The sequence below is a fragment of the Acidimicrobiales bacterium genome (genome assembly GCA_036491125.1).
Lineage (GTDB): Bacteria > Actinomycetota > Acidimicrobiia > Acidimicrobiales > AC-9 > AC-9.
Genome location: DASXCO010000242.1, coordinates 1 through 2,429, shown reverse-complemented (window position 1 = coordinate 2,429; position 2,429 = coordinate 1). Strand labels below are relative to the sequence as shown.

At 68.6% G+C, this 2,429-nt stretch carries 2 protein-coding genes and 1 tRNA gene; 2 read left to right on the top strand and 1 reads right to left on the bottom strand.

Annotated features, from left to right (window positions below; all coding sequences use genetic code 11):
• Positions 1-160: 160 nt before the first annotated feature.
• Positions 161-1,432, top strand: a complete 1,272-nt coding sequence (locus VGF64_18580; protein ID HEY1636766.1) for an amidohydrolase family protein — start codon at positions 161-163, stop codon at positions 1,430-1,432.
• 48 nt (positions 1,433-1,480) lie between these two features.
• Here VGF64_18580 and VGF64_18575 read toward each other — a convergent pair whose 3' ends face one another.
• Entirely contained in the window at positions 1,481-2,224 is a 744-nt protein-coding gene (locus tag VGF64_18575) for a hypothetical protein (GenBank protein HEY1636765.1), read from the bottom strand.
• Positions 2,225-2,353: 129 nt separating this feature from the next.
• On the opposite strand from VGF64_18575, the gene VGF64_18570 reads away from it, so the two are divergent.
• Positions 2,354-2,428: transfer RNA gene (locus VGF64_18570), tRNA-Val, on the top strand.
• Position 2,429 lies beyond the last annotated feature (1 nt).

Sequence of the window (2,429 nt, the reverse complement as noted above, 5' to 3'; positions counted from 1 at the left end):
GCCGTCGTGGCCCGTGACTTCTGGATCCTGCCCTCGAGCGCCCAGACCGACAGCCAGATCCAGGGTCGGGCCGAGTCGATGCTGAAGCGGGAGAACCCGACCTACCTGCGGGCGGTACCGGGATGACGACGCCGCTGGTGTCCGCGGAAGGAGCACACGCATGAGCAGGTACATGGTGATCTCGTCGGACTGCCATGCCGGGCTGCCCAGCGAGGAGTACCGGGAGTGGCTGGACCCTGAGTATCGGGAGCCGTTCGGGCAATACCTCACGGCGCGCGCCGCGGTCGAGGCCGACCTGGCCGAGCGGGGGCTGCGGAACGAGGAGTTCGCCGAGGAGTGGGAGAGCGAGAACGCCGAAGGCCTGCGCGGAGGTTGGGACGCCGCCCGGCGCGACCGGGAGCTCGACGCCGATGGGGTCGTCGGCGAGGTCATCTTCCCCGACGCCGACGCCGTGACCGGCGGGGCGTCGGCGCCGTTCGGTGCCGGCCTCGCCGCCACTGCTGACGTCCCCACCGACCTGCTGATGGCCGGGGCCCGTGCGCACAACCGCTGGCTGGCCGAGCTGTGCTCGACCAACCTGGTGCGGCGGGCCGGGGTCGCCATCGTGCCCATCTTCGACGTGGATGCGGCCGTGACCGAGATCCACCGGGCGCGCAAGTCGGGGCTGCGCGGCGGGATCCTGATCCCGTCGATGTGGCAGCCACACGAGCCCTACCACGACAAGAAGTACGACGCCGTCTGGGCTGCCTGCGAGGACCTGGAGATGCCGGTGCACGTGCACTCGGGGGCGGCCGACCGGGCGTCCTACGGCGAGCACGTGGGGATCTACGTGGCCGAGGTCCGGTGGTGGTCGATCCGGCCCCTGTGGTTCCTGCTCTGGGCTGGGGTCTTCGAGCGCTTCCCTGCGCTGAGCTTCGTGACAACCGAGTGCGGAGCCTTCTGGGCACCCGATCTGTTGTGGACCTCGGACATCGTGTACGACCGGGAACACGCAGCCAAGAAGCTGGGCAAGCAGCTGACGTCGCACCTCAGCATGCGGCCGAGCGAGTACTTCGACCGCAACTGCTTCATCGGGGCCTCCAACACCCGCCGTCGGGAGCTGGCTCGACGCTACGAGATCGGTGTCGGCAACCTCATGTGGGGCAACGACTTCCCGCATCCCGAGGGCACCTGGCCGCACACTCGCGAGTGGTTGCGGAGCGCCTTCCATGACATCCCCGTGGACGAGACCTGGCAAATGTTGGGCGGCAACGCCGCCGCCTGCTACCACTTCGACACCGCGGCCCTGCAGCCGCTGGCCGACCGGTTCGGGCCCACTCCGGAGGACCTGGGCCAGAGTGGCGACGACCTCGAGAAGTGGTCTTCGTTGGCGGCGGCCGGCCGCCCATGGCTGACGGGGAGCGAGGCCCTCGAGGTCCCGGTCGGCAGCTAGGCCGCCCGAGGCGCTCTGTCGCTGCCGGCCGAACCACGGGCGCGACCATCACCATTCGACAGGCATCAGGGCCCAGCGGCGACGCTCCGGCTGGAGCTCGAGTCTGTCCAGCGGCTGCACCTCGTCGACGTCGATGGCGTGTCTCTTGCGGAGCTGTGCTCTCGACTCCTCGATCTCCTCTTCGAGCTGGGACAGCTCGGAGACCACGGCGTGACGCTCGGCCCTGAGTCCCGCCAGCTCGACCTCGAGATCGGCGATCGCAGTAGAGGCCTCTTGCCACGTGCGCTGCACCCTCGCCCTCGCCGTGGCGTCGGCCTGCTCGCGGAGCACCTCGATCTGCCTGCGAGCCTCGTCGACGCTCGAGGCGACGCGGTCGAGATCACGTTGCGCCGCGCCGATGATCTGAGCCGACCGGGCACGAGCGATCTGGATCGCCCGCGTGCTCGTCGTCTCGAGTTGCCGCCGCTCCGTCTCGGCGTCTCGGACGATGTGGTCGGGCAGCTCGCTGGCGATGTCGTCAGCCCGGCCGAGAACGAAGGCGGCGAGCGACTGCGGTGATAGCTCGTCTGCCGGGTCTGGTGCGGTTGACGACTCGAGCTGGAGCTCGGCCAACCGTGACTCGAGGGCTTGTTGTCGACGGGTGGTCGCGGCAAGAGGGTCAACGACCTCCGCCAGCTCGCCCGCGTGGTCTCGGAGCCACGAGTCGACCTGACTCCGGTCGTAGCCTCGAAAGGTGGTCGCGAACCGGGGCGCGGGCCCGAGCGGATTGATCAACTGGTCTGCATCATGCATGTCGGCAACGTCCGTAGTGCGAAGATTGCTGGGGTGCTCGCCGTTGGCACTGCATTACTAACCTGGTGGATCGCTTCCCAAACGTGGCGGAGAGTGTATGACGTAGTGGTGGGTCTACGACAAATCGTCGGGCGCTTAGCTCAGCCTGGTCAGAGCAGCTGGCTTACAACCAGCAGGTCGGGGGTTCGAGTCCCTCAGCGCCCAC

What these genes read in the sequence shown, in the direction of transcription:
- VGF64_18575 (HEY1636765.1), bottom strand. Translation starts at nt 2,224, where the DNA reads ATGCATGATGCAGACCAGTTGATCAATCCGCTCGGGCCCGCGCCCCGG.
- VGF64_18580 (HEY1636766.1), top strand. Translation starts at nt 161, where the DNA reads ATGAGCAGGTACATGGTGATCTCGTCGGACTGCCATGCCGGGCTGCCC.